The sequence below is a fragment of the Flavobacterium ardleyense genome, from assembly GCF_033547075.1.
Lineage (GTDB): Bacteria > Bacteroidota > Bacteroidia > Flavobacteriales > Flavobacteriaceae > Flavobacterium > Flavobacterium ardleyense_A.
Genome location: NZ_CP137891.1, coordinates 287,391 through 307,808 on the forward strand (window position 1 = coordinate 287,391; position 20,418 = coordinate 307,808).

General features: G+C 36.2%; 15 protein-coding genes. 3 read left to right on the forward strand and 12 right to left on the reverse strand.

What is annotated here, in order from left to right; translation table 11 throughout:
- Positions 1 to 15 precede the first annotated feature (15 nt).
- The 8 genes from queA to SBO79_RS01310 form a co-directional block, all read right to left on the reverse strand.
- On the reverse strand, positions 16 to 1,065 hold the full coding sequence (gene queA / locus SBO79_RS01275) for a tRNA preQ1(34) S-adenosylmethionine ribosyltransferase-isomerase QueA (protein ID WP_318641234.1): 1,050 nt from the start codon (positions 1,063 to 1,065) through the stop codon (positions 16 to 18).
- A 123-nt stretch (positions 1,066 to 1,188) separates the two neighbouring features.
- Entirely contained in the window at positions 1,189 to 2,421 is a 1,233-nt protein-coding gene (locus SBO79_RS01280; RefSeq protein WP_318641235.1) for a 3-phosphoshikimate 1-carboxyvinyltransferase, read from the reverse strand.
- Positions 2,422 to 2,428: 7 nt separating this feature from the next.
- Entirely contained in the window at positions 2,429 to 2,755 is a 327-nt protein-coding gene (locus SBO79_RS01285; protein WP_318641236.1) for a nucleotide pyrophosphohydrolase, read from the reverse strand.
- A gap of 2 nt (positions 2,756 to 2,757) precedes the next feature.
- A complete protein-coding gene (locus SBO79_RS01290) occupies positions 2,758 to 4,713 on the reverse strand; it encodes a DUF3858 domain-containing protein (RefSeq protein ID WP_318641237.1) in 1,956 nt (651 codons plus the stop codon).
- A gap of 11 nt (positions 4,714 to 4,724) precedes the next feature.
- Positions 4,725 to 6,629, reverse strand: coding sequence for a DUF3858 domain-containing protein (locus tag SBO79_RS01295; protein WP_318641238.1), 1,905 nt, complete (start codon positions 6,627 to 6,629; stop codon positions 4,725 to 4,727).
- Between the two features lie 473 nt (positions 6,630 to 7,102).
- Positions 7,103 to 7,552, reverse strand: a complete 450-nt coding sequence (gene dtd, locus SBO79_RS01300) for a D-aminoacyl-tRNA deacylase (protein ID WP_318641239.1) — start codon at positions 7,550 to 7,552, stop codon at positions 7,103 to 7,105.
- A gap of 3 nt (positions 7,553 to 7,555) precedes the next feature.
- Positions 7,556 to 8,536, reverse strand: coding sequence for a ribosome small subunit-dependent GTPase A (gene rsgA / locus SBO79_RS01305; RefSeq protein WP_318641240.1), 981 nt, complete (start codon positions 8,534 to 8,536; stop codon positions 7,556 to 7,558).
- A 108-nt stretch (positions 8,537 to 8,644) separates the two neighbouring features.
- Complete coding sequence (locus tag SBO79_RS01310; protein ID WP_406600237.1) at positions 8,645 to 9,724, reverse strand: chorismate mutase; 1,080 nt, start codon at positions 9,722 to 9,724, stop codon at positions 8,645 to 8,647.
- 104 nt (positions 9,725 to 9,828) lie between these two features.
- Here SBO79_RS01310 and gldA point away from each other — a divergent pair, with 104 nt between their 5' ends.
- Positions 9,829 to 10,722 carry a gliding motility-associated ABC transporter ATP-binding subunit GldA gene (gene gldA / locus SBO79_RS01315; RefSeq protein ID WP_318641241.1) on the forward strand — a complete coding sequence of 298 codons (894 nt, stop codon included), beginning with the start codon at positions 9,829 to 9,831 and terminating at the stop codon, positions 10,720 to 10,722.
- Positions 10,723 to 11,062: 340 nt separating this feature from the next.
- On the opposite strand, the gene SBO79_RS01320 is transcribed toward gldA, so the two are convergent.
- The 3 genes from SBO79_RS01320 to SBO79_RS01330 form a co-directional block, all read right to left on the reverse strand.
- Complete coding sequence (locus SBO79_RS01320; RefSeq protein ID WP_318641242.1) at positions 11,063 to 11,800, reverse strand: head GIN domain-containing protein; 738 nt, start codon at positions 11,798 to 11,800, stop codon at positions 11,063 to 11,065.
- A gap of 3 nt (positions 11,801 to 11,803) precedes the next feature.
- Complete coding sequence (locus SBO79_RS01325) at positions 11,804 to 12,898, reverse strand: acyloxyacyl hydrolase (protein ID WP_318641243.1); 1,095 nt, start codon at positions 12,896 to 12,898, stop codon at positions 11,804 to 11,806.
- A 484-nt stretch (positions 12,899 to 13,382) separates the two neighbouring features.
- Positions 13,383 to 14,210: a T9SS-dependent choice-of-anchor J family protein gene (locus tag SBO79_RS01330; RefSeq protein ID WP_318641244.1), complete on the reverse strand. Its 828-nt coding sequence runs from the start codon at positions 14,208 to 14,210 to the stop codon at positions 13,383 to 13,385.
- Between the two features lie 309 nt (positions 14,211 to 14,519).
- Between SBO79_RS01330 and metK the strand changes: the two genes are divergently transcribed.
- Positions 14,520 to 15,770 carry a methionine adenosyltransferase gene (gene metK, locus SBO79_RS01335; protein ID WP_318641245.1) on the forward strand — a complete coding sequence of 417 codons (1,251 nt, stop codon included), beginning with the start codon at positions 14,520 to 14,522 and terminating at the stop codon, positions 15,768 to 15,770.
- A 1,732-nt stretch (positions 15,771 to 17,502) separates the two neighbouring features.
- Positions 17,503 to 18,744, forward strand: a complete 1,242-nt coding sequence (locus SBO79_RS01340; RefSeq protein ID WP_318641246.1) for a T9SS type A sorting domain-containing protein — start codon at positions 17,503 to 17,505, stop codon at positions 18,742 to 18,744.
- Between the two features lie 200 nt (positions 18,745 to 18,944).
- On the opposite strand, the gene SBO79_RS01345 is transcribed toward SBO79_RS01340, so the two are convergent.
- Positions 18,945 to 19,352, reverse strand: a complete 408-nt coding sequence (locus SBO79_RS01345; RefSeq protein ID WP_318641247.1) for a GxxExxY protein — start codon at positions 19,350 to 19,352, stop codon at positions 18,945 to 18,947.
- Between the last annotated feature and the right edge of the window lie 1,066 nt (positions 19,353 to 20,418).

Sequence of the window (20,418 nt, forward strand, 5' to 3'; positions counted from 1 at the left end):
AGTCTAAATTTCAAATTAGATGATAAGCATTGCGTCACCATAAGAATAGAAATTATATTTTTCTTCGATTGCAATATCATATGCTTTCTTCATTAAGTCGTGCCCTATAAAAGCTGCAGCCATCATAAGAAGTGTTGACTTTGGAGTATGAAAATTTGTAATCATACAATTGGCAATACTAAAATCGTAAGGAGGGAAAATAAATTTGTTTGTCCATCCATCATAGGTATTCAACGTTCTTTGCGACGAAACCGCGCTTTCTATCGCACGCATAGAGGTAGTTCCTACCGCACAAATTCGTTTCTTTTTAGCCTTAGCATCATTTACGATATCTACAGCTTCTTGATTTATTTTTAATTCCTCAGAATCCATTTTGTGTTTAGACAAATCTTCTACTTCAACTGGATTGAAAGTTCCTAATCCAACGTGAAGCGTTACTTCGGCAAATTTAATTCCCTTAATTTCAAGACGTTTTAACAAATGTTTCGAGAAGTGCAAACCTGCTGTTGGAGCTGCTACCGCACCTTCTTCCTTTGCATAAATTGTTTGATATCTATCAGCATCTTCGGGAGTTACTTCACGATTGATGTATTTTGGAATTGGCGTTTCTCCAAGTTCTGTAAGTTTACTTCTAAATTCCTCGTAAGAGCCATCGTACAAAAATCGCAATGTACGCCCACGAGAGGTTGTATTGTCAATTACCTCAGCAACAAGCGAATCGTCATCACCAAAGTAAAGTTTATTACCAATTCGAATTTTTCTCGCTGGATCTACCAGAACATCCCAAAGTCTTTGCTCAGTATTTAATTCTCTAAGCAGGAAAACTTCAATACGTGCCCCTGTTTTTTCTTTATTACCAAATAAACGCGCAGGAAAAACTTTTGTATTATTAAGCACCATAATATCTCCATCGTCAAAATAGTCGATGACATCTTTAAACATTTTGTGCTCAATAGTTTGTTTTTTGCGATCAATTACCATTAATCTTGCCTCGTCTCTATTCTCTGACGGAAACTCAGCTAATAATTCAGACGGTAAATCAAATTGAAAATGAGATAGTTTCATGTATATTTTTTAAGACTGCAAAGATACTATCGTCAACTAGGCAAAGTCAAGTATTTTGCCATCTATTTAGTAATTATTAAACGAATCTCAGCTATATCTAGAATTTTTTACGCATAAACCTTATTATTCAACTTCTTTGACAATTATTCCTAGCTTAAAAAGGTCACTCCAGAAGTTTGGGTAGGATTTTGTCACAACTTCTGATTCTGAGATGCTTAGATTGGTTCGCAAAACCAGTGGAGCAAATGCCATTGCCATGCGATGATCTTGATATGTTTGTACCAAAACATTATTATTTAATCGGGGTATCGAAGACAATTCGAGAGAATTTTCTGTAATATTTACACTCGCTCCAAATTTTGTTAATTCAGCCTGAAGTGCCACAAGGCGATCGGTTTCTTTAATTTTCAAAGTATGAAGTCCCTTAAGGATACAGTTTCTATTTTGTCCTAAAGCGGTAACCACAATAGTTTGTGCTAGATCTGGTGTATCTGACAAATCAAAAAATAAATCCGAATCAGGATCATCAGTGCTTATTTTTGTAAGTACAATACTTTCATCTTCAAAGCTAGTTTGCACTCCAAAATTTTTGTAAATTTCAATTAAAGAACTGTCTCCTTGACTACTATTCTTTTTAAAAGTGCTTAATTTTAGGCTTTCGCCGAAAGAAGAAAGGGCTACAAAACTATAAAAGTATGAGGCAGACGACCAATCGCTTTCAACCGCGAAAACTGTTTTTGCAATTTGTTCTTTGGCCGAAATTAGAATGCTATCATTTCGCATGACAGCTTCGATTCCCACTGAATTGAGAAGATCAATTGAAAGTTGAAGATATGGTTTTGAAGTTATTTTTCCTTGCAATTGAATCTCAAGACCTCGCGGAAGTTTGGAACCTATTAGCATCAGTGAACTTATGAATTGACTGCTAACCGATGCATCTATCGAAACTTTAGAAGCTGATAACTTTTGTCCAACAATCTTAATTGGTGGAAATCCGTCATTATTCGTAAATTCTATGTCTGCACCCATTTCGCGCAAAGCGTCTACTAATTTCTCAATAGGCCGCTGTTGCATTCTTTCAGATCCTGTTAAGATCACCATGCGACCTTCTAAAATTGCAAAATAGGACGTTAGAAATCGCATCGCCGTTCCTGCGTGATGTATATCAATCACATCAGAATCTGATTGCAAAGCTAAAGTCATAGCTCGAGAATCATCTGAATCTGAACTGTTTTTTAGTTGAATTTCCGGAAACAATGCCTGAAGAATCAGCATTCTATTTGTTTCAGATTTACTTCCGCTAATAGCAATCTCGGCAAACTTTATTTTAGAACAATGCTTTAAAAATAAGTTCATACGAAGCCTATTTTAATTTTTCATTATTCTGATGCCTTTCATGATCTCTATTGGTCTTTATATCCAACTTTTTGTCAAAAGCAGCCTGCAAATCAATTCCTGTCTGATTGGCAAGACAGAGTACAACAAATACCACATCGGCCAATTCCTCTCCTAGATCCTTATTCTTATCACTTTCTTTTTCTGACTGTTCTCCGTACCGTCTAGCAATAATTCTCGCCACCTCACCCACTTCTTCTGTAAGTTGCGCCATGTTTGTAAGCTCATTAAAATAGCGAACACCATGTTCTTTAATCCACGTATCTACTGCCAACTGCGAATTCTGAATGTCCATATCTAGATTTTTCTTAAAACGATTTTCTCGTTCTGTTTATCTACAAAGGTCTGAAAGAAATACTTAATTACATCGTAGTATTTAGGTGAAATAATAGATGTGTTGAGATCTAGATTCATTGCAACTTGAATTTTATTGTTGTTTACACCTATAACATATTTAAAACTTCCCATCCCCTCACCGGTTACAATACTAGCCATTTCTGGAAGTGTTTCTACCGTATAGCCCTCTGGAATATCAATCATAATATTGTACTTTGTTTGATTGGGATACGAAAAATCTATTGGATATGTACGCACTGATTGCTTAAAAGGGTTTTCGCCGAGAGCTAAGAATAACAGTGGACTTACATAAATTTTGTCATTTATAACTTCTAAACTCTTTGAATCTAAAAATTCATATGTTTCTATAATAGGTTGGGTAAGATCGTTTGAATTTTGCCTAGCATATTTATTAATTTCAATATTGCTGTTTCGTCCTTCCAAATTATCTAAATAGCTCTCTTCGTTTAGATTTAAATAATTGTCTCTATAATTAAGAGCTTCGTGATTTGTTAGTTGCGAGCGAATAACACCATTTATTTTTCCAAGCGGATCAATCGAAAATTGCATATTTACCACCTCTTTGGCGGGAATGTTTGGCATTAAATCAACTTCTACAGATGTTCCGTCTCTTCTGATCATTCTTCCTAACCAATTTAAATCACGCATCGGAAGAATATTAGGCAATGAATATTTTTCGGTTGCATCAAGCATAACAAGTCCACTTGATAAATTGACACCTGCAATTACATAGTTAAATGCAGAATGACTCGGAAAAATCGGAATTCCATTTGATCTGGTGCTAATTAAAATTGGATTGGCATCTAATCCGGCATAACGTAGCATAGCTGTAAGCATCAAATTTATTTCGGCCACATTGCCTGATCCATTTTTGTATGCTGCACGAACGCCATCATTAGAAGTATATCCATAATATTCATTCCATTTAACTTTGCTTTTCACAAATGCTAAAATCGCTGCTATTTTATCTTCTGAGGAAATAAGCCCCTTTAAAACTAGATTTAAGTCATCTTCAAAATAACCAGTTTTATTTAATTCCATTCCAAAATCTGAGTGGTCATAAATTGTTTTTACTAGAGCTTCCCAATCCGTAGAAATCAATTTTCGCAATTGGCGAGGATATTGGACGGAGGTCAATTCGTGCGAAACCGAAAGTCTGTAGTTATTAATATTATTTACAAAAGATTCATCTCGCATTGCAGGAAGGTTTTCTACAGTATATTTTGTAATAATATCTGCGTACTGATCTTTGCTCGCCCCATTTACCACCGATGCAGTTGTTTTTTTTACATTTATAGTACCTCTTTGCATAGATTTATAATAAAAATATTCAGGAACAACCGTTTCAAATTCTGAATAATTTACCGGAATACCATATTGAAATTTCCAGTCATCAAAAACTCCGATTCTTGGAGATTCTATTTGATACTCATATTCTAGAATAGAGCCTTCCTTAACATTAGGTAAAGTAATTTTTTTACGACCCCAAAATTTATTTACTTGTTCTGTAAATTCGCCATCAGATTTCATCTTCGTTTTTTCAACTTTCCCGTTAACCAAATTGTAAGTTGCCACATTATGAAATGACAACTTATCACGACTTTGACTAACCGTGTAGAAATCTACCGCATGGTTTGCCCAATCATAGCCTTCTTTTTTATATATTTTTATTTTGGCTTTTACATTTGTTATCATCACAAAGCCATCAATGTCGTCATAGCGGAAAGTAACTAAACCTTTTTTAAATAATATTGCCGCTGCGGCCGTAGTATCGTTTGGATGTTGCTTTTCTTGCAATTCTTCGACTGTAACTTTGCCTAAATTATACCTCTGTGCACTTGCTGAAACAGCCGTCATCATTAGCACAAATAGCAATACATTTTTTATATATTTCATAGAATGGGATTTTACTTAGTTAAAATAATTTTAGCGTTATCGTTGCGAGCAACATCATCAAGAAATTGTCTGTAATTATCAAATTCTTCTTTTGGATAAAGACCTCGGTTTAGAAGTAACGATCTTTTATAGACCAAATTTGTATTATCTGTTTTAATAATTTCAGATTTATAAGTTCCGAATTTACCTTTGATCTCTATAGCGGTAGGCAGAAATTCTATCGTGTAGCCAGATGGAATGCTAATAGCTGTCTCGTCGTAATCAGAAAATCCTCGGTCTATTTCAAAAGGCGTCTTTCGACCTCGAACGCGACGGACATTATCTTGATACATATTAAATGCATTTACATTAAAAATCAATGAATTTCCAGAGAGTTTGCCATATCCTTGACTACTAATCGAAACGTTTTCAGTGCTTCTTATTTTCTTCTTATCATTTTCAAATTTGGTGCTTAACAAATTTAAATTTGGAATTGAGCTCCAATAATCTTTATAATATCTTTCAATTTCTAAAGGAACGTATTTCTCCAATCGCACCTTTCTAGCATATTGAGACCCTTTCGATTCAATTTCAGTTTTACCAGTCATAGAACCATCAGCGAAAAGCTCAAAATTGCTTTTGCTAAACTGTATATTTTCCTTATCAGCATAATTTTGAGTTCGAACTATTTCGCCTCCAGTAGGTTTTACTACCAAAACCTCACGATCATCAGTAAAGATTCCTTGATATCCAAATGGATCATCTTGACTAGTGCATTCGAGCCAGATATAATTATTGTTGTGTGGAATTGCCAAAATCATATGATTTCCTTGCATCGAAACAAAATCTTTTTCTAAATTTCGTTTATCTCTATCACCATACAACAAAGTGTTATAAGATTCTACTCCCACTTCTTTAAGAAGTGCTCTCGTATAATTACTTAGCGCTTTGCAATCGCCATAGCCCAGTCGGTCTACATCTTTTGCAAGCATTGGTTTCCATCCGCCAATTCCCACTTGAATACTCACATATCTCGACTTTTGCTGAACATAATTGTAAACAATTTTAGATTTTTCAACAAGATCTTTCTCCGTGCCTACCAACTTTTTTATTGCTGAAATCGTTTCTGCAGGCAATTCAGTAGTACCTTCAAGCACCTTTTCAGAATACCATTTTCCAAATTCTATCCACGTACTTGCTTCTCCATCCACACCTTCTAAGTGAAATTTATTCAAGCTCATCATTACGCGCGGAAAAATTGACAGTACCGAAGGGCTGTACGATTCTCGTTTTAAAGCAGGCATATTTGTCATCACATATGACAATTGACCATCAATATCTTGCGCCTTTTTTATGGGATAATTTTCAAAATTTAATTCCATTTTCCTAAACCCTAATTCAATAGGATAAACTAGATTTACGGTGCTTTTTTCTACACTGCACATATAATTATCGATTGGAAACCATTGCGGTATAAAAGCAGTAGTAGAAGTTTCCACCTCACTCGTGTAGACAACTGTAAAAGGATAAACGATTGGTGTATAATCCAAATATATATATCTACTATCCGAAAATAGTGTACTTCCTCCCGCGGCCGTTACATCCTTAAAATCCTTTTGTTTGATTTTTTTTATTTCCTTGCCGTTCGCATCAAGAATCACCGCTTCAATATTGCGTAGCGAAGTTGCTTTATTATAATGTTCCTCAGCATTGATAGAATTCTGTCCCAATTCATTTAAGATTGTCACAACTCTCAAAGTTTTAATATTCATCTTGCGTTGCGACAATATAGTAATATCAACTTTTTGATTGCGAATAACAGAGTTAGCATTAGTCTTTAACGAGTCGGAAATCTTAGAAAAGCTGTACTCATCTTTCTGAGCAGATACAAAATGAACAGTAAAGAATAGAAATAAAAATAGGTAGGATCTCATCATTTAGATTTGAATAACAAGAGTACAAAATATTTAGAAAATATTAACAATATTCGAAAACTATTTTAATCAAACTTGGGCACTACATATTATTTGAGTCTTTATGGCAATCCTTACTCTAGAACGACTTCTGCTTCCTAAGAAATTATGTTTTGGGTAAAAGTCAGAGTTTATATTCCCAATTTTTCTGATACCTTTTGCGCCGCAAAGTCATAAAAAAGAATTTGCTTCGCCAGTTTGCAAAAGCTTGTATCCATTTCTATCCTTTTCTTAAAAGAGAAATTGAAATAATGATAACGATTAAAATGACTTATAAAATTAGAATAAGTCAAAATTGCATGATTGAAAGACTTCGGGAATATTTATAATTGAGATAGCGCAGTATACTCAAAGTGATTGCTGATCAGGATAAAGCAGAGCGCTTTGATCTTTCTGTAAGTGGAAAATAAATTAGTTTGAATAAAAGTTGGAGAACTTTATTTGTTCTTACTATCAATCAAAATAGTAACTGGACCATCATTGACAAGTGCTACTGTCATATCAGCACCAAATTGTCCACTTGGAATTTCTTTGCCAAGTTCTTTAGATAATTGCTCTAAGAATGATTCGTAAAGGGGAATTGATAGATCTGCTTTGGCAGCTTTTATGTAGGAAGGTCGGTTGCCTTTTTTGGTGGCAGCGTGCAAAGTAAATTGACTTACCACACAAATTTCGCCATCAACTTCTTTTATAGAAAGGTTCATCACCCCATTCTGATCGTTGAAAATACGTAAGCCAATGATTTTCGATACTAAATAAAGTAAATCTTCTTCGGTGTCTTCGGTTTCAATTCCAACGAGAATTAGAAAACCAGCTCTTATTTGAGCAACTATTTCACCTTCAATTTTGACAGAAGCTTCAGAAACTCTTTGAATAACAACCTTCATACTCTAAGATTTTCTAGTTTCGTCGCTGCGGATTCGGTCTTCATTATGTATGTCAGCGCGGTAATGCTCTTCGTCACCTTCCAGAATTTGTAGATAACTTTTGTAACGTGACCAAGCGATCTCATTATTGTCAAGAGCTTCTTTTACTGCGCAATGTGGTTCGTCTTTATGTAGACAATTATTAAATTTGCATTTATGCTGAAGTTTAAAGAATTCAGGAAAATAGCCACTTATCTCTTCTTTCTCCATATCTACAATTCCAAAGCCGCGAATTCCAGGCGTATCGATTATCGAAGCACCAAACTTTAAATCGTACATTTCTGCAAAAGTAGTAGTGTGCTGTCCTTGCATATGTTGCTCAGAAATAGCTTTTGTTCGCAAATCTAATCCAGGTTCTAGAGCATTAATAAGCGTAGATTTTCCAACTCCTGAATGTCCTGCAAACATCGAAACGTGTCCAGTCATCACTTCTTTAAGACTTTCAAGACCTTTGTCTGTTTCGCTACTAACTCTTAAGGATTTGTATCCAATTTCATTATAAATATGTTGTAAATATAATTGCTCTTCCAGCATTGCATCATCATAAGTATCGATTTTTGCAAAAACCAAAATTGCTTCTACTCCATACGCCTCGGCGGTTACAAGAAAACGGTCGATAAAACTAGTTGTTGTAGGAGGATTATTAATGGTAACAAGCAGAAAAATATAATCTATATTGGAAGCAATGATATGCATTTGCTTTGATAAATTCACAGATTTTCTAACGATATAATTCTTCCTTTCGTGAATCTCCGTTATCGTGCCCGTAATTTTATCCGAAGTTTCTTCCAATTCATACTCTACGTGGTCGCCCACAGCAATAGGATTCGTACTCCTAATTCCTTTCATACGAAACTTCCCTTTGATGCGGCAGTCAATAAAATCACCTTCAGATGTTTTTACGTTATACCAGCTTCCTGTAGATTTATAAACGATTCCTGTCATAGTGCAAATATACGATTTTTGAAGATAGATTTTTTGCTTAAAAGCGTCTGATCTTTCAAGCAAAAATATCTAGATTCTATCCTAAGTCTTAGATTTATTTAATTAAAATTACTTCATCATTTTACCTTGATGGGTAATACTTTCTTGGTGAATTGCCTTGAAAATTCTTTCGACAAAATCTTGTGTTAATCCACGAGCTTCGCCCATTTCCAACATTTTTTTAAAGACTTCATTCCAACGTTGACTTTGAAGGATTGCGATATTCTCTTCTTTTTTGAGTGCGCCCATTTTTTCGGCAATCTGCATTCTGTTACCAAGAAGATCAAATAATTTCCCATCGGTAAAGTCAATATCTCTGCGGAGTTTCTGCATTTCTTCATTATAACCATCGGCATCAGTAGTCAACTTTCTAATTCGCAAATCTTTGAAAATTTCTTTCAACTTCGTTGGTGTCACTTGCTGTGCTGCATCGCTCCACGCATTTTCTGGATCTGTATGAGTTTCTATCATCAATCCGTTATAGTTTAAATCAAGTGCTTGTTGAGACACTTCCAAAATCATTTCGCGATTTCCGGTAATGTGTGACGGGTCACAGAAAATAGGAAGTTTTGGGTAGCGACTTTGTAACTCAATTGCTATTTGCCACTCGGGAATATTGCGGTAAATTGTTTTTTCGTAAGTCGAAAATCCGCGATGAATAGCTCCTAACTTGGTAATACCAGCATTATAAAGTCTTTCAATTGCGCCAATCCATAATCCTAAATCTGGATTTACAGGATTTTTTACTAGTACAATTTTATCGCTTCCCTTTAGAGCATCGGCTATTTCTTGTACCGCAAAAGGGTTTACGGTTGTACGTGCGCCAATCCATAAAATATCAATATCGTGTTCGATGGCGAGTTTTACGTGCGCGGCATTTGCCACTTCTGTCGCTAACAATAGTCCTGTCTCTGCTTTAGCTTTCTGCATCCACTTTAATCCAATTGCGCCAACACCTTCAAAGCCGCCTGGTCTTGTACGAGGTTTCCAAATTCCCGCCCGAAAGACACTTACGTCCGAATCTTTCAGCTGTTGTGCAATCTGAATTACTTGATCTTCTGTCTCTGCGCTGCACGGACCAGCAATCACCATCGGATGTGTGAGCTCAAATGCATCAACCCATCCTTTAAAATTTATTGTATTCTCCAATTTATTTTTTTCTTTATTCAAATTTACTTCTCAAATTTCTAATTTTTCTTAATAAAGTGCTTAAATTTAATTTTCTGCTTACTTTTGTTTTTTAAATCTCCATTATGTCAATTGAAGTTAAATCCATTTCGAAAAGTTACGGTTCACAAAAAGCGCTTGATGCAGTTTCATTTACCATCAGCAAAGGAGAGATCGTCGGCTTTCTTGGTCCAAACGGAGCTGGAAAATCAACTTTGATGAAAATCTTGACTACTTATATCAGCGCCGATAACGGATCAGCAAAAGTCAATGCTTTTGATGTGGAGTTAGATCAGAAATCTGTTCAGAAATCTGTAGGATATTTGCCAGAGCACAATCCATTATATTTGGATCTGTACGTTCGAGAATATTTAGAATTTAATGCTGGGGTTTATTCTGTGTCTAAAAGTAGAATTGAAGAAGTTATCGAATTGACTGGCTTAAGCAATGAAAGTCATAAGAAAATCGGTCAGTTATCCAAAGGATATAGACAGCGTGTTGGTCTTGCCACCGCTTTGCTTCACGATCCAGAAGTCTTGATTCTCGATGAGCCCACCACAGGTTTAGACCCAAATCAATTATTAGAAATTCGCCGCGTGATCAAAAATGCTGGAAAAGACAAAACTGTCTTTTTAAGCACACACATTATGCAAGAAGTGGAAGCTATCTGTGACCGTGTGATAATTATCGACAAAGGGAAAATTGTTGCCGACAGAAAACTAGACAATCTTATTCAAGAAGAAACTCATATTATTATGGTGGAATTCAACTCTCAAGTTGATGAAAACCTACTTTTTGAAATGCCAAATCTACTTTCGGCAGTAAATACTCACGACTTTGTGTGGGATTTGACTTTTGCAACTTCTGAAGATATGCGCGCGACAGTTTTTGATTTTGCTGCGGCAAATAATTTAAAAGCGCTGCAAATCGTGAACAAACAGAAAAATCTAGAAACCATTTTTAGAGAGATTACGAAGTAGGTTATCTTTTTAGTAGATTTATGCGTTACCTTCCTGTCGCCTGATGTAGAATTTCTACGGCTTCGTGTTCTGGTGCAATGCGGGTTCAAACGACCATATTTTTAATTACCCGCGTCACAGACGCTATATGTAGTTTTCAATTGTAGGTAGGCACTCGCCACAGGCAAGCACCAGATTACGTCAGCGTTCGTAACTGGAATTGTGGCCCATTTAGGTATTTTATCTCATAACTTTCTGACGCTAGTTTCATCGACTTCTGGTGCTCGTTTGCAACGAGTACCTACTTTCTTAAATGATATAAAGCGTGTGTAGCGAGACTTATAATAACTTTTAGATTAGTCTATAAGAAAATCAGTTTTCCTATATATGGCTGCTCAACTTCTACAACGGCAGGAAGTCCATAGCAATAAACATTTCCAGTGCTAAGAATTTTGCCTTTTAACGACTCCGAAACCTTTAAATGAAGATGGTTTGAACTCCGTTGAAAAATTTGAGCATTTGTAACTTCAAGATTTTCTGCTCTCAAAATCCCGTTGCCTTCATAGAAATTAGCACTAAGATTCGCGCAAATTCCACTAATATAAAATCCAGAAATATTGTTGGTATTAATCGTAAGATTATTCGAATTTAATTCCAAAATAAAATCTCCAGTCCCAACCTCATCCTGCAAATCTGTAGCAAATAAAGTTAAGTTTGGATAATTTAGAACTCCATTTGAAGTAATATTTTTCTCAGTTTGAGAATGAATTTCTTCCAAATTGGGTGCAGTGATATGAACAGTAGTCAGCCCGTATTTTCTGGTGAAATTGCAAGTCGTATTATCTGAAATTTTTAGAATTCCATCAATAATTTCTACTTTTATATCAGAAATCAGATTTTCGGGCGCGTCAATAGTTAGAGAGTGCTCGTCGCCTTGTGTGATAACTGCCGCAATTCCATGGCTGATCGCAATTTTGTTGAAGGGAGTTACTGCGACATCTTTACTGATTATCTTTCCTGCATTTTGAAAACAATCAGAAGGCTTCTCGCAAGATGCGAAAACGAGCAGTATAATAAATATTTTATAAATTGATTTCATAAATTACAGTCTTACGCCAATTGAAAATTCCATCGCTTCGGCCATAAATCCGTGGGTTTTCACACCAACTCCTGCGAATACCTTTGGACTAAAATAGTATTTAAGTCCTACTCTGTCGTAAATCGAACCATCAGCTTTTAGTTCATCGTAAAGATAATAACCAAGTTGCGTTTCGACCGAAAGCTTATTGATAAATAGCTCATGACCGACAAAAACTCCCACCCTTTTATAATCTAGATCTGGAGAAACTTCAAGTTCTGGATAAGAAACCGACTTGTACTTGATGATTTCCTTTTGCGATAATGTTAGAAAGATATCCGTTCCGAATTGTAAGGCGCTTTTTCTATTCAGTCGTTTGTCCGCGTAAGTTGCAATATGGAAAAATGGTTTTTGCCCGCTATTGATCACATAACTTTCATTCACTCCCGAGCGCAGGATGATATTGTACTTAACCCTTTCTGAAAAATCAACTTTTAGCGAGTCAACCTTAGGAATATATTCATGCGTTTTACCAAATTCATAAGTCACACCGACATCGACATTATAAGTGTTAATTCCGGAATTAGGCGATTTTATTTTACCATTGGAGAAATGCGTAAACAAGAATCCTGCTCGCAATCCAAAACCTTTCCAAATATCCTGCTTGCTGTAAGCGACAGCAAAATTAGTGTTTTCCATGAATCTCGTTCCGAAGGCGCCATTTTTGTAGTTGGTTTCGTTATCATGTTTATGAGTTGTCATGGCAAGACCTTGCGAAACTTTTAGCTGTAAATTCCGTTTCAGAAAATAAAAATTGTACTGCAATCCTACTGCATAATTTTCTCCCAGATATTCATTTTTGAAATCCTGATGCAAGAAATAACCACCGTATTCGGGATAGTTAAAAACTGAATGCCATTCTTGAGAACCTTCGGTTTTTCGCAAAATAGAAAATATCGTTCCAGTTGGATGATCAGTAATTAAATGATGCATATCCGGAGAATGCAACATGATATTTCCCCGAAAAGCATTCAGCTCCGCAACATACGAATGCTCAGAAAACTGAGCCATTGCAGCAGCTGAAAGCATGAAGAATAATAGGAAAGAAGGTATTTTCATAATTCTAAGAAACGCGCAAATATATTGTTTCTAATTATATTTAGCTCGGTTTAATTAAAGCAATCGAAAGATTTCTAGATGTATAATGGCTTATGTAATTTCCAAAACTCAAAAAAAATGCTGCTGCTAAATTATGGAAATGGCATAAATAATAATGTCAAATTATTAATATATATATATATTGTGCAACCGCAAATTTGCGAGAGGGATGGTCGTGGACCCGAGCTTTTGCGAACTGGCGAAGCAAATCCTTTGTTGTGGCTTTGCGGAGCAAAAGCTGCAACAAAGATTGGGAACAAACAGCCCGACCTGAGCCACACGAATATTGAAATTTTGCAGAAGTCGTTCTGGCGAAAGGTCTCGCCCAAAAAAAAATCATCAATCTATATAATAGTGTTGAATCAATTCTAAAAATATTTAGAACAAAAAAAATCCCGCTCAGCAATAGAGCGGGATTTCTTATAATCTAGTAAGAAATACTAAATTATTTTTTAACGATTTTGCTAGTTCCTGTACCAGCATCAGAAGTTACATTTAGGAAATAAACTCCTGCAGTAAGGTCTGAGATATTGATTTGCGCTTCTGAAACTGCGTTCATAGAAACAGTTTTTACAGTACGACCGTTGATATCTGTAATAGATGCAGCGTTGATAGTAGCATTATTACTAGAAGTAATGTTTAACACAGAAGTTGCAGGGTTTGGATATACTGCAAAGTTTGATTTGAAGAAATTCTCTGTAGAAAGTGTTCTAGTAACAGTAACATCATCAATAGACAAGAAATCCTGATCTGTACAATCAAAGTGTCTGAAAGCTACGTAAACTGTCTGACCAGCAAAGCTAGAAAGATCTAAAGTTTTGTTGATAATTGTTCCAGCAGGTCCACCTTCGTGAATTCCTACCCATTTAACAGTTGAAGCTTGAAGATCAGCTGGAGCAGCAGAAGTCGCTACATAAGCAGCATACTTTTCTAAACTCCAGGCTGCAGCAGCAGCTTGTGCTTTCCAAGTTAAGTTAACAGCACCTTCTCCCGCTGGAATAACGATTGCTGGCGAAATAATCCAGTTGTCTGGAGTAAGCGGAGAACCTTGCCATGATCTAGAAATGAGAGAAATTGGAGTTGCAGATATTGGAGGTGTTCCACCATCAGTAACTTCAAAAATGTCTGCCCAATTGTTTCCGTCTCCATCAGCATCAATTAAAGTCCAATCTGATACGTCTTCGTCATTAAAGTTATCAGAAAAGATAACCTGAGCATTTGCGGTTAGTAAAGATCCTAAGAAAAGACCTACACATAGTAATGTTTTTTTCATAATAATAATTTTAGTTTAATACTGAACTCCAAATATATCAATTACAATCGAATATTAAAAGCTCGGCAGATAATTTTTAAGTAATTTATGAAACAGCTACTCCATAAAAAAAACTAAAATAGTAGCTTTTATAAATTATCCTTATCTATCTTTGCAACACACAAATAAGAGGAAAAATTTGAACTGATTGCAACCTCTGATACTCATAATGAGTATCGTAAAAAATGCTAAAGCAGAAATCCCTCCTTTAGCATTCCGGCAATTTAGTATTTTTCTCGATTTTAAATTTATTTAAAAAATACTAGTATTATGGCTTATTTATTCACGTCAGAATCTGTTAGCGAAGGACATCCTGATAAAATTGCAGATCAAATCTCAGACGCATTAATTGATAATTTTTTAGCTTTTGACATAAATTCAAAAGTAGCTTGCGAAACTCTTGTTACTACTGGCCAAGTAATTCTTGCTGGTGAAGTAAAATCCAAAACATATCTTGACGTTCAATCTATCGCCCGCGAAGTAATCAGAAAAATTGGTTACACAAAAAGCGAGTATATGTTTGATGCAAACTCTTGCGGAATTCTTTCGGCAATTCACGAGCAATCACAAGACATCAACCAAGGTGTAGACAGAACGACTCCAGAAGAGCAAGGTGCCGGAGATCAAGGAATGATGTTTGGATATGCTACTGACGAAACTGCGAGTTATATGCCATTGGCACTTGATTTATCTCACAAACTACTTCAGGAATTAGCAGAAATCCGCAGAGAGAATTCTGAAATTACCTATTTGCGTCCAGATGCAAAATCGCAGGTAACTTTAGAATATGAAGACAACAATCACCCTAATTGCATTAAAGCAATCGTGATTTCGACACAACACGATGATTTTGACGAAGAAACAGCGATGTTGGCAAAAATCAAAGAAGATATTGTAGGAATTCTGATTCCTAGAATTCAAAAGAAATATCCAGAGTATAGTCATTTGTTTAATGACGATATTACTTACCACATCAACCCAACTGGAAAGTTTGTAATTGGTGGGCCTCACGGAGATACAGGTCTTACAGGTCGTAAGATTATCGTAGATACCTATGGCGGAAAAGGTGCTCACGGTGGTGGCGCATTTTCTGGAAAAGATCCAAGTAAAGTGGACAGAAGTGCTGCTTATGCAACTAGACATATTGCCAAAAACCTTGTTGCGGCAGGTGTTGCGAGCGAAATTCTAGTTCAGGTTTCGTATGCGATCGGAGTTGCAAAACCAATGGGAATCTTTGTTGAGACTTACGGAAGCGCCAAAGTTGATATGACCGATGGCCAAATTGCGAAAGTAATTGAAGGTCTATTTGATATGCGTCCTTACGCGATTGAGCAACGACTGAAACTTCGCAATCCTATCTACAGCGAGACGGCGGCTTACGGGCATATGGGTCGTACTCCGGAGACTGTAACTAAAGTTTTTACGACTCCCTATGGTGAAGAAAAAACTGTTACGGTTGAGCTGTTTACTTGGGAGAAATTGGATTTTGTTGATCAAGTGAAAACTGCTTTCGGATTGTAATATTCGAAGTTTTTTATAAAGAAAATGCCTCGTTGAAAGTTTTTTAGCGAGGCATTTTTTTTAGATTTTGGTCTGTATCGGATTCGTGACTAAGATGACATTTTTCTAATTTATTTTGATTTTTTAGATCTTTTAGATCTTTTAGATCTTTTAGATCTTTTAGATCTTTTAAATCTTTTAGATCTTTTAGATCTTTTTAGATTTTTTAGGAGCTATTCGCGCCATTCACTTCAAGCTTTTGCAACTAGCCGCTTTTTTCTAAGGCAGCAAAGGAGCTTCCTTTGGTCGCTCTTTCCTACCAAGAAAAAGAGGCTGCTAGTAGGCAAAAGGCTTTCCGCTACTGTCACGGCTATGATGTAGTTGGAAGGAATGAAGCTTTAAGTCGTGTGCGGGCACGGATTGCAAATCCGCGCTATCGGGTTCGAAATTAAGGAAACTTTGAAGCCGACCATTATTATAACATCGTCCCGATGGGACTTTCGAAATCTAAACAATCATAATTGACCCACGGTTAAAACCGTGGGCTACAATAAAGTCGTCCCGATGGGACTTAGCTTTTATGTTTCAGTCCGGTAGGAACGACTTTATTGTAGCCAGTAGCTTCAGCTGCGGGTAGGTAATTGTATGATTGTTCCCCGTGGGGACGGTATTATAAATACGCGATTTTAACCAATAAAATAATAGCAGGTTTCTTTTCTTCTTCCTAGTAATCACTGAAAAAGTCGCTGTTTTAAAAGAAGAAAGGGTCGCTAGTAGGCAAAAGTCTTCTTTGCGGGCACGGATTATAAATCCGCGCTATCTTATTTATAAACTAATAATTCTAAAAAATCCTCACGTGCAACGTCCCACTACTAGTTTACTGACCTTGTCGGGTGATCGGTTTTAAGTTGTTTGCGGCACGGATTGCAAATCCACGCTATCTTATATATAAACTAATAATTCTATAAAATCCTCACGTGCTTCCTCCCACTATTAAATTACTGACCTTTTCAGATGATCGGTTTTAAGTTGTTTGCGGCACGGATTGCAAATCCGCGCTATCGGGTTCTAAATTCAGGAAACTTTGAAGCCGGCCATTATTATAACATCGTCCCAATGGGACTTTGAAAATCTAACTGCCTTAATTGACCCACGGTTAAAACCGTGGGCTACAATAAAGTCGTCCCGATGGGACTTAGCTTTTAATGTATCAGTCCGGTTGGAACGACTTTATTGTAGCCAGTAGTTTCGGTTGCGAATAAACCAATAATGATTTATGAGATAAATTTTCACCTTATCTTTCAAAGACAATCACAAATGTATCAGTCCCGTAGGGACAACTTTATTGTAGCCCGTAGCTTCAGCTGCGGGTAGGTAATTGTATGATTGTTACAAAAATCCCGTAGGGACGGTGTTATAAATACGCGATTTAACCAATAAAATTTTATGGAAATGAAACCACTTTTTTTGCGCATTAATCTAAATGTAAGTACTATAAATATTTAAACTTCACTCCAATCGAAGACTTCACTCACTAGCCCGGATGGAAATGAAAATCCTTTTTTAGGCAGGCGCCTATTTTTTGCTGCTGCAGAAGAGCGACCAACGGAAGCTCCTTATGCGGCTTGCAAAAATGGCGGCTGACAAAAAAGATTGAAAAGTACAGCCGGATTAGCTCCTGAAAAATATTCTCCTACTTGACGCGTAAAAAATCATCATAATTATTTAAGTTTGAACAACTTTAACAATACTTATGAAACACCTTTACATTTTACCTCTAGTATTCTCGACGCTTTTTGGATTTTCGCAAGAATCGAAGTCTGTGCTATTTATTGGAAATTCCTACACAGGGGTTAATAACTTGCCCGAAATGGTTAAGCTGGCGACGGCCTCTGCAGGTGACGAACTAATTTTTGACGCCAATATGCCCGGCGGAACGACTTTGCAGCAGCACAGTACAAATGCGCAAACGCTAGCCAAAATCAATTCGAAACCGTGGGATTATGTGGTTTTGCAAGAGCAAAGTCAGTTGCCATCGTTTCCGGACAGTCAAGTTGAAAATTCGGTTTATCCGTATGCAGCAGCTTTAAACAATCAGATTCTTGCGAATAATGCCTGTACCGAAACCTTGTTTTACATGACTTGGGGTCGTAAAAATGGCGATGCTCAAAACTGCCCAATGTGGCCACCGGTCTGCACTTATGTTGGAATGGACGATTTGCTAGCGCAGCGTTATATGCAAATGGCAACCGATAATAATGCCGAAGTATCGCCCGTGGGAGCGGTTTGGCGCGCAATAATCACTCAAAATCCTAGCTTAGAATTGTACAGCGGTGATGATAGCCACCCTTCACTCTTGGGATCGTACGCTGCGGCACTTTGCTTCTATACTACTATTTTCCGCAAATCTGCAGATGAGGTTTTATACACTGCGAATCTTCCCGCAGATCAAGTTGCGATCGTGAAAGCTGCGGTAAATCAAGTGGTTTTTGCCAACTTTCCGCAGTGGTTTATCGGTAAATACGATGCATCGGCAGATTTCGAAATTACCGGCGACGATACCACTTTGACTTTCACCGCCGAAGTTCAGGAAGGTGCAACTTACAGTTGGGATTTCGGCGATGGAACATCTTCGCAAGAAATTATAGCCACTCACACTTTTACGGTTGGAACGCATACTATTTCTCTTACCGTTACACTCTGTGGAAAGTCTGAAACTACTACTCAAACGGTGACAGTCTCTGCATTATCCAACAATGATTTCAAGAACTCGAATTTTAAAATTTACCCGAATCCAACATCTACAATCTTGAATATCTCTACCAAATCTGGACTTCCGGTTCAAACGGCAGTTTACGATATGTTGGGCAGAAAATGCAATGTGCCTTCAAATGATGGGCAAACTTTCGATGTTTCGGCAATGGAATCAGGTAGTTATTTGATCGTGATCTCGCAGGACTCGAATGTAGAAAAGCGTATTTTTATTAAGAAATAAAGTTTTCTTTTGAAACATTAAATTTTTGAACCATTAAGTGATTAAGGAAGTTCGGCAGAAGAGACCACTACAAAGCTTAATAATCTTATGCCTTAATGGTTTGTTCTTTTTCGGCCCATAATACAGTTGGGGAATTAAAGCAGATCACATAATGAACTTATGGATTTTAATAGTTTTGCTTTTTTAATTCATAAAAGTCATTAATCAGGTAGCTCACTAAAGAATTCATTTACAAAAGGCTGCATCGTTTTGATAATGTTATCAGTAAAGAAGTTAATCAGAAGTCCTTGCGGTTTTTTTAGTAATTTCATATAAGTCAACAATTGCGCTTTGTGCACTGGCAAGATATTTTCAATTGCTTTTAACTCTACAATCACAAGGTCATTCACCAGCAAATCAACCCGAAGTTCGATATTCATTTTCAAATCATCGTAGATAACTGCAACAATTAATTGATGGCGTACATCATATCCATTTTTAAGTAATTCGTATTTTAGACATTCTTCATAGATACTTTCCAAAAGTCCAGGTCCTAAAGCTTTGTGCACTTTTATAGCCAAACCAGTTATTTCGTACGAAAGTTGAGTGACGGATTGTTTTGAATGCATAACGTTCGGAATTAAGTTATGAATTTAGCTATTTATTTGACTAATAAAGTAATATAAATTTAGAAAATTAAGAAATGTCAATTATTTTGTAATTAGAAGGGAGTTCAGTAATTAGAAATTAATAGCTTTTCCACCATTAAGGTATTAAGAAAATGAAGATCAGTCCATTCTAAACGCTATGCTCAATGAATCTTAACTTCTTAATGGTTTAATGCCTTCACCATAATGGCATTAAAAATTCAAGATCAGATCATCCTAAACCCTATGCTCAATGAATCTTAACTTCTTAATGGTTTATTTTTTCAACATTAAGGCATTAAGAAAATGAAGATCAGATCATCCTAAACGCTATGCTTAATGAATATTAACTTCTTAATGGTTTAATGTTTTTACCATTAAGGCATCAAGAAAATGAAGATCAGGCCATTCTAAACCCTATGCTTAATGAATCTTAACTTCTTAATGGTTTAATTATTCGCCATTAAGGCATTAAGAAAATGAAGTTCAGACCATTCTAAACGGTATGGTTAATGCATCTTAACTTCTTAATGGTTTAATTATGCGCCATTAAGGCATTAGGAAAATGAAGATTAGGCCATTCTAAACCCTATGCTTAATGAATCTTAACTTCTTAATGGTTTAATAATTCGCCATTAAGGCATCAAGAAAATGAAGATCAGACCATTCTAAACGGCATGCTTAATGATTCTTAACTTCTGAATGGTTTATTTTTTCAACATTAAGGCATTAAGAAAATGAAGATCAGACCATTCTGAACGCTATGCTTAATGAATCTTAACTTCTTAATGGTTTATTTTTTCAACATTAAGGCATTAAGAAAATGAAGATCAGACCATTCTGAACGCTATGCTTAATGAATCTTAACTTCTTAATGGTTTAATGTTTTTACCATTAAGGCATTAAGAAAATGAAGATCAGGCCATTCTAAACCCTATGCTTAATGAATCTTAACTTCTTAATGGTTTAATTATTCGCCATTAAGGCATTAAGAAAATGAAGTTCAGACCATCATAAACGGTTTGCTTAATGCATCATAACTTCTTAA

Bases quoted from the DNA above. Each gene is read 5' to 3' on its own strand.
- SBO79_RS01330 (WP_318641244.1), bottom strand. From the start codon at position 14,210: ATGAAAAAAACATTACTATGTGTAGGTCTTTTCTTAGGATCTTTACTA.
- SBO79_RS01290 (WP_318641237.1), bottom strand. From the start codon at position 4,713: ATGAAATATATAAAAAATGTATTGCTATTTGTGCTAATGATGACGGCT.
- SBO79_RS01325 (WP_318641243.1), bottom strand. From the start codon at position 12,898: ATGAAAATACCTTCTTTCCTATTATTCTTCATGCTTTCAGCTGCTGCA.
- queA (WP_318641234.1), bottom strand. From the start codon at position 1,065: ATGAAACTATCTCATTTTCAATTTGATTTACCGTCTGAATTATTAGCT.
- SBO79_RS01285 (WP_318641236.1), bottom strand. From the start codon at position 2,755: ATGGACATTCAGAATTCGCAGTTGGCAGTAGATACGTGGATTAAAGAA.
- SBO79_RS01280 (WP_318641235.1), bottom strand. From the start codon at position 2,421: ATGAACTTATTTTTAAAGCATTGTTCTAAAATAAAGTTTGCCGAGATT.
- SBO79_RS01295 (WP_318641238.1), bottom strand. From the start codon at position 6,629: ATGATGAGATCCTACCTATTTTTATTTCTATTCTTTACTGTTCATTTT.
- SBO79_RS01340 (WP_318641246.1), top strand. From the start codon at position 17,503: ATGAAACACCTTTACATTTTACCTCTAGTATTCTCGACGCTTTTTGGA.
- dtd (WP_318641239.1), bottom strand. From the start codon at position 7,552: ATGAAGGTTGTTATTCAAAGAGTTTCTGAAGCTTCTGTCAAAATTGAA.
- rsgA (WP_318641240.1), bottom strand. From the start codon at position 8,536: ATGACAGGAATCGTTTATAAATCTACAGGAAGCTGGTATAACGTAAAA.
- SBO79_RS01320 (WP_318641242.1), bottom strand. From the start codon at position 11,800: ATGAAATCAATTTATAAAATATTTATTATACTGCTCGTTTTCGCATCT.
- metK (WP_318641245.1), top strand. From the start codon at position 14,520: ATGGCTTATTTATTCACGTCAGAATCTGTTAGCGAAGGACATCCTGAT.
- gldA (WP_318641241.1), top strand. From the start codon at position 9,829: ATGTCAATTGAAGTTAAATCCATTTCGAAAAGTTACGGTTCACAAAAA.
- SBO79_RS01345 (WP_318641247.1), bottom strand. From the start codon at position 19,352: ATGCATTCAAAACAATCCGTCACTCAACTTTCGTACGAAATAACTGGT.